Source organism: Bellilinea sp., assembly GCF_053501535.1.
This window is the reverse complement of the sequence record NZ_JBRCOK010000135.1, coordinates 1-7472: the sequence shown is the minus strand read 5'-3', so window position 1 is coordinate 7472 and position 7472 is coordinate 1. Positions and strand designations below refer to the sequence as shown.

Here is a 7472-nt window from a genome sequence, read left to right as displayed (position 1 = left end):
GGTTGGCAGGGGGGTGCTGGTACGGGTAGGTGTGCTGGTAAATGTCCGCGTGATGGTTGGCGTCACAGGGGTAGCCGTGGCGGTACGGGTGGGGGTATTGGAGGGAGTGAAAGTTACCGTAAACGTATTTGTTATGGTTGGTGTGTTGGAAGGGGTAAAGGTCAGCGTTATGGTCGGCGTATAGGTACGCGTCGGAGTGTTGGTGGGAGTGGGGGTATTGGTGAAGGTTCTTGTAATGGTGGGTGTCGGTGTGATGGTGGGTGTATGGGTCGGCGTACGGGTGTTGGTCGCCGTGAAGGTCAGGGTTGGCGTGAAGGTATCGGTTGGGGTTGGGGTAATGGTGCGGGTCGGCGTGTTGGTAAAAGTATGCGTTATGGTCGGCGTGTAGGTGGGCGTGCCGGTATGGGTAGGCGTCCAGGTCGGGAACGGCGCAACCGGTTGAAGATAGTAGCCGTCAATCACCACAGGCGGGTCGTCGGCGCTGCCGGTGATGCCCGGCCCGGCCCAGGCAACCGAAACATGATCCAGTCCCGTGCCTTCTTTATGATGCACCTCGATAGGCGTCCAGGAACCGGCTGTCAAATAAACAGGAGCGGAGCGTTGACTACCATAGAGGTCCCACTGGTGATAATACGTCCAGCCCGGCACCGAAGCAATTGGGCTGCCGTTAAGATCCAGGCGGCTGTTATCATCGCTGGCGATGTAAAAGCGGTATAAGCCGGTTTGAGGGGCACACACCAGGGCGCGCAAGCGCTGGCCGTAGTTGTTCCCCCAGTTTTGCGGTGCCTCAAAATCGGCCAGGTAATCATGGTTGTTGGGTGCCCCGGGGTAACGCGGGTGGCCGGTCAGGTCACTTACTGAAGTGCCGGGAATGCTGCCCCACCATTCGCGCAGCACACCCGTACCGCCGCAGGGGAAGTTGGTGGGGGTGATGGTCGGTGTGGCGGTTGGCGTGGCGGTATCGGTTGGGGTGGGCGTTGAGGTGTTGGTGGCGGTGTTGGTCGGGGTGGGCGTGTCGGTTGGAGTACTGGTGGGGGTGGGGGCAACTCCCAGCGCCCCGCCCGGCCGTGTTTTTCGGAAGGCTTCCACGTAGCCTTCCCGCTCGGCATAGATCATGGCCGTCGGCCAGATATTGTTGAGGAAGGGCGTGATCAATTCGTGGCGGTAGGCCAGACGCACGAAAACCCGGTCACCCGACCCGCCGGCGTCATCCACATACCGTTCGATAGCGGTCTGGTTGAAGGTAGTTCCAGTTTTGGTGCCAAGAGCCCGTTCGCAAAACATGGGGAAGCGATAGTCCTGCAAATGCCCGGGGTCATTAGGTTCATAATATCTAATCTCATGTGGGTTGCGTTGAAAACGGGCAAATAGCCCCCCGCCGAGGTCTTCCTCACGGTTTGAGCAAATCATCACATTCAAAAAGCCCTTCAGAGCCGGGTTGCCGCGGTGCGTCATATCGAAGTCAGAATGATTCCAACCGTAATCAAGGTAAGCCAGATAGTCGCCGGAAACTGCCGGGGCCGGATCCCACGCCACGCCGGTTGCGCCGGCAATGGCCGCATCGCGGATGGAAGCCAGCCGCGCCCAGTCTTTCAGCGCGCTGCTCTTTTCGTCCCAGTCGTCCACAGTCTCCGGAACACGGCAGTTGCCGCTATGTTCGGCGGTCAGCCCCAGCGCGGCGGCGGCTTCGTCGCAGTATTCCGGGTTGAAATCCCCGCTGACCGCGTAACGCACCCCAAAACGAGCCCCGTTTTGCAGCGCCAGCCAGGCCTGTAAAAAGCGCCCAAATTCGATGATTCCGAAGATCAGCATCAGCAGAATGGGCAGCGCGAGTGCAAATTCCACAAAACCCTGCGCACGCCAGCGCTGCCGCTGGAAGAGGACGAGGGATTTAAAAATCGGTAATCGTTTCATGGGCGGTCCTTCCGTTCAAAGCCCTTTATTGATTGATACGGGTATAAATGCGACTGGCAATATCCTCAAAAATCGCCTGCAGCTGAGAGGCATCATTGGTATAAAAATAATTACCACAGGATTGCAAACTGGGTTTGCCCGCACATTCATCGGTACGGCGGTCTCCATCATCACCTACGGCAGCAATGTAACGCAACAGCGGTTCGCCCAAATTTACTGCCCCAAATCCGACCGCGTACATGGCCACATCCGTGCCGAGCGGCTCTTGCGGATTGCCGGAAATGGTCAAACCAATCGTATCCACCAGGTCACGGGCGTAGTCGGTGACCGAGTAGGTATAACTGCGCAGTGCCGGCACCACGTGGGTTGAGCCCGGCGGGCAGGTTGCGCCGCTCGGGTCAATACAGTAGCGCGGGGTGAAGTGGCGGTCAATGCACAGTTTTTGCCACCACGAGTCAGCATCGCGGTCGGCAAAATGCCCGTTACAAAAGCCGCTGGTCATGACCGCCGGCACATTCCCGCCGGTGTAAGGGGTATCGCCCGGGCCGGTTGAGGCGTTGGGCGGTGTATCGCTCAAATTGGCCACCCCGTCGGTGAACATCACGACCACCCAAATTGCATCCCGGCGGCCGTACTTGGTCAGCAGTTCGTTAGCCATGCGCAAACCGCAGCCGATGCAGGTAGAAAGCGGCGAAAGCGAAGGGCGGATGGTATGGCCGCTTAAATCGGTAAACGCCGGGAATTTGGCCAGATAATCCAGCGAAGCGTTGTGGTCATCTATGGTGAAGATGTCATCGGAATTCCAGTCGTAAGCATCCAGATAGGCATCGTGATCGCACGGCACCCCGCCCCAGCCAAAGGGATCGGGTGCACCTTCGTCAACACTCCACCAGCGGTCAGCCAGCGCAGCCGGGTTGGCAACCCACGGGCAATCCACCCCATATAAAGCAATATCATCATCCGTATCGCGCCCGTCTCCATCACGGTCTTCGGGGTTGACCGGGTTGAAGGCGTAATCACCCGGCTCACGGTCTGGCCCCCACGGCGCCCACATCCGCGCATAGGGCGGGTCATCATGGACGTTGACATTGTTCCATAATGCACTCCGCGCAACGGCTTTGAGGCTGGTGAAGTCCTGCTTCAATTCCGCGCGCGAATCGTAGGTGATAATTGCAATCCGATCGTAGCCTTCATAAATGGTATTGATCAGGGCATGGGCGGCATTCTTCAGGTACCACATCGGCAGGCATGCCCCCGAGGGCGGCACGCTTCCCGCTGTGCGGGTGTTCGGGTTGCATTGGGTATCGGGGTCGTAATCATTGGGAATGTAACCGCTGGTCTGGCTCGACATGGATTCCGAAACATCCAGCACCAGCACAATATCCACTGCAGCGGCTTCGGAGATGGTCTGGGTGGTCAGAGAAACCGGACCAAAACCCAGCAATCCCAAAAAGTAGAGCGGTGCCCGCTGGGTAGCCTTAACCCACACCAGTTTACGGAGAAAAGCGGCCTCGTGACAGCGGCGATCCAAGTCAGCCGGCAGGCCATGATCAATCACATAATCCCCATCCTCATCACAAATATGAACTTCGAGATCCACCACCGACATATCCACATTGTTCAGTTCGAGCACTTCGGTGGCGGCGTCTTCAAATTTATTGAGATGGGTTTCTCCGCGTTTGTACTGGTTGGCAGCCGCCACTGCGGCAGCATCCACCGCCCGTTTGAGGTGGTTGTAGGTGACATATAAGGAGCCTGCATCAATGGCCAGCCCGACGAAAAAGAGCAGGGTTAACATGGCCACCGCAAAAATGACCAGCACCTGCCCGCGGGCAGGCCGCCGCGCAGAAGATTGCCGCTTAGCGGTACTTGATGGCAGGAAACGGAAAGATGGAATAGGCATGGATTTGCACCGGATTTGGAATAAAAGAAGTGATTAACGGAATGTTCAGTACCAGTGGATGACAGTAATAGATTTCTACGGCGACCATGCCCTCATTGACATCGGGCGAACCGATCGCCATCACTCGATCAAGGGTGTAATACGGTTCGGTGCGGACTTCGTTACCCTCACAGTCTTTTTTGTAATTTTCGCTGGTATTTGACCAGACATGCAAGATTCTTTCGCCACTACCCCGCAGGTCGAAAACCGAAACCACCATGTCATCAGTAGCATTGTTCATTGTGATGTAAGAATTCAAGCCAGTCGGCGGCGCCGCCAGATAGGAATCAACTTCAGCAAAGAAAGTGGACGGAGCCGTAAAGCGCTCCTCGCGGGCAGCCTGACGGGCAACCTCGCGGGTCAGGTCCAACACATCCAGATAGCGGCCGATAAAAATGGCCACTTCCACCACCCCCAACAAAATAATAAACAAGACCGGCAACACCAGGGCCAGCTCAATAAAGGACTGTGCCCGTGCGGTGCGGATATGCCGGGGGTGGAAATTTGGGGCTGGCTGTTCAGACAATCGCGACATGCACTTGCTCCCCCAATTCTAAAAGAAACCTTCCATCAGTATTCATATCATAACGAATATGGCATTGAAAGTCAACGGGCACAAAGCCAAACCAACCGTTTTTTGGTAACAAAACAAACGATTCTGTAACTGCAAGCAAACAAAACCGCCTCCGGCAGGCACTGCCTTAGCGGAGGCGGCTGTTTTCAGGCAAAGGGCAGGAGCTGAAATAAGCGCAAAACCCGAACAGCAGCGAGATGTCCCCTCTTCAAGGCACTAAAGCGATATTGTTAAGGAGGCGTGGAAGATATTACTATTCCCTATCAGGGAGGTGCAGCCTGCGCTAACAGATCCGCATGGCTGAGCAGACGGATTTTTTCGGGCGGCCAGTAGATCAACACCGCCCTGCCAACCACATCCCTCATCGGTACGAACCCCCAAATGCGCGAATCAGATGAGCGGTTGCGGTTATCCCCCAGCACAAACAGCGAATCGGGCGGCACTTCCCACACCCCCGTGTAAGCCGGCGGCTCGGCGATGTAAGGCTCATCCAGGGCAATGCCGTTGACATACACCCGCCCGCCTTCCACCCGCACCTGGTCACCGGGCAGGCCAATGACCCGTTTGATGTAATCCTCCGGCGGTTGGCGGTTATGATGAAAGACGATGATATCGCCGCGGTGCGGTTCACCCAGCCGGTAGGCCAGTTTATACACCACCAGCAGTTCACCTTCATTCAGGGTTGGCTGCATGGAAATGTTTTCCACCCGCACGCGGTCGGTTACCGCGCTGATGGCAAAATAAAGCAGCACGGCAAACAGGATGGTTTTGAAAACCTCGCTGAGAATGCCGAGCAGGGTGTTTGCCGGTTGAGCAGTCTGAGATGCGGCTTCCGTTGCCGTCAAGAATTCCCCGCTGGAACTGCGTTCTTCGCTCATAACACCGGCATCTTATCACAATTTGGGCGGAAGTGGGAGAACTTGCGAAACCCTTAAGTCGGCTGAAACGGTCAGCGATTGACCGCCGGTAAATAGACCGGGTAGAGGCGCTCGGCCATCACCAGCCGCACGCTCAGGCGCAGGGGCGGATAGGCCCGCTCCTCCGGGCGGATGATCACCTCACCATTGTACTCGCCCAACCCCAGCCCGCCGGTCAAAAGGCGCAGTTCCACCCGCTCACCCGCCCGGCCGGCTTGCAGCCACGGCAGGTTTTCTTCCACACTCCAACCATCCCCCGCCATGTAGGAAGGCAGAACCAGCGCCGAAAGCAGCGGCGTTGCAGAGGACGGTGCAGCCAGCACCGTGAGCGAAGAAGGCGAAAGGCAGCCATCCCGCTGAGAAACGGCCGCCTCGCGCAGCGGGGTAAAGTTACTGCCATCCGCGCCAGAAAAGCGCACCCATACCCCCTGACCGCGGTAAGCACCGCCCGGCACCTGCCACACAAACGGGCTGCCGTTGAAGCGTTGTGGTGCAGTGAAGATGGTGACAGTATCAATACTGACCTCAGCACTACCCGTCCGCCGGATTTTGAATATCAAGAAGGGGTTGTTTTGATCTGGCGTAAAGGTAAAAGAAAGCGGCACTTCGATATAGGTGTTGGTGGATGGAAAATCGCTGCTCCTCAAGATGACTTCGCCGCTCTGGAAAGTACCGGCGGTCACGCTCAGGCGGGCTGCCTCCCCTTCGGGCAATGAATTGACCTTCAACCGGAAGTAGGCGACCATCGGCTGTTGGGTAAAAAAGGACGTTGTCCACACCCACGCCATGTTGGGATCGCTGCCGTCGTTGCGGTTGTGGGGCAGCAGCACGGCTTTCCCATTCAGCGCGGCCGGGTCGGCAATTTGTGGCAGCAGATTGTTCTTGCCGGTTTTGAAGGCATCCCCCAGCCAGCCAAGGCTGAGTTGAAGGTGACTGCGCCCCTGCGCGTCCAGCCCGTAAAGCGTTACCGTTGGGCGGCTGGTGGAAAAGTGCTCTTCGCCCAAAGGAAGACCGGCTGGCAGGCTGCCGAGATAAATGCTGTCATCCACCGTCAGGCTGCGCCCATAGGCATCGCGGGTGCGGGCATAGACCCGTTTCCAGCCCTCACCAGAGGAAAGGTTAAATGTGCTTTGTGACTGATACGGCTGAACCGCTGTGTTGTTGAAACAGGCATCTTCGCTGATCTGCATGGAAACCGCCGGCTGCAAGGCGGTGAAAAAATCCTCGGCGGGACGGTCATAAAGATATAAATTGACTCTTTGGGCAGAGGTGCTCAAACTCTCGTTTTCGATGATCAGCGGAGCAAATGAATTGTCGCTGCCAAAATCCTGCGCCAGCCAGCCTTCACCGTTCTGGTTATAGCCAATTCCCACCTCGCGGTGATCGGGGTTCAACAACTGGTCAGCATGCCCGGTATTGCTTTTGAGCCAGCCTTCCACCGCCTGTTCAGGCGGCACATACACGCACCACACATTTTCGGCGCCGGCGCTGCCGGGGTAGCCAAAAGCCCGGGCGCGCACATCCGGAAAGTTGCCCAGCGTGTCGCGGTGGGCGTCAGCGCAATTCGGCGCCGCGGCTTTGTCGGCCGCAAACCAGCGCGCCGATTGGGTCAGCTGCCAGTTCCAGCGCAGGGGTGGGATGCCGCGCGCCGCCCGTGCCAAGTTGGTGAGATAGACCACCGCACCTTCCTGGCGGGCAAGCGCTTCGGATTGACTGACGGGGGTATATCCGCTTTGGGCGGCGGCGGCAGCAACGATGCCGCCCAGCCCCAGCAAAATCAGGAATAACACGAACCATCGCTGCATGGAAAACTTCATCGTTGAGAGATTTTATCATTATTATCCGTTAATTTGAGCGGCTTATCGGCCATTGTCTATCATTATTTTCGAGATTGATTGCGATGGCTTTCTCAAAGTTCCTTGAAAATCCTGGCATTTTGTTTCCGTTTCACCCATCATTTCTTCCGCCTATGTATGGGTAAAATGGCGTTTCCTTTTCCGCCCTTGAAAAGACATTTTTATGCTGCCGATTCGCAAGGTGCAATCGCAGTCCCAAGAATCGCCCCCCTTCCCCGCAGAGAAAAACGTTGAGCGGACCATGGGGGTTTTGCGGGGAAGGGGGGCGT

5 protein-coding genes are annotated in these 7472 nt (G+C 57.0%); all 5 read right to left on the bottom strand.

Going from position 1 to position 7472, the window contains the following annotated elements; genetic code table 11:
• A partial coding sequence (locus tag ACWIZX_RS12450; RefSeq protein ID WP_448336005.1) for a TadE/TadG family type IV pilus assembly protein occupies positions 1–1914 on the bottom strand: 1914 nt, incomplete at its 3' end.
• A 25-nt stretch (positions 1915–1939) separates the two neighbouring features.
• A complete protein-coding gene (locus ACWIZX_RS12445) occupies positions 1940–3817 on the bottom strand; it encodes a pilus assembly protein TadG-related protein (RefSeq protein ID WP_448336004.1) in 1878 nt (625 codons plus the stop codon).
• Positions 3774–4391, bottom strand: a complete 618-nt coding sequence (locus ACWIZX_RS12440; RefSeq protein WP_448336003.1) for a TadE/TadG family type IV pilus assembly protein — start codon at positions 4389–4391, stop codon at positions 3774–3776. The genes ACWIZX_RS12445 and ACWIZX_RS12440 overlap by 44 nt, the downstream gene beginning before the upstream one ends.
• Positions 4392–4693: 302 nt before the next feature.
• Positions 4694–5308, bottom strand: a complete 615-nt coding sequence (gene lepB / locus ACWIZX_RS12435; protein WP_448336002.1) for a signal peptidase I — start codon at positions 5306–5308, stop codon at positions 4694–4696.
• 71 nt (positions 5309–5379) lie between these two features.
• On the bottom strand, positions 5380–7152 hold the full coding sequence (locus ACWIZX_RS12430) for a CAP domain-containing protein (RefSeq protein ID WP_448336001.1): 1773 nt from the start codon (positions 7150–7152) through the stop codon (positions 5380–5382).
• Positions 7153–7472: the final 320 nt, after the last annotated feature.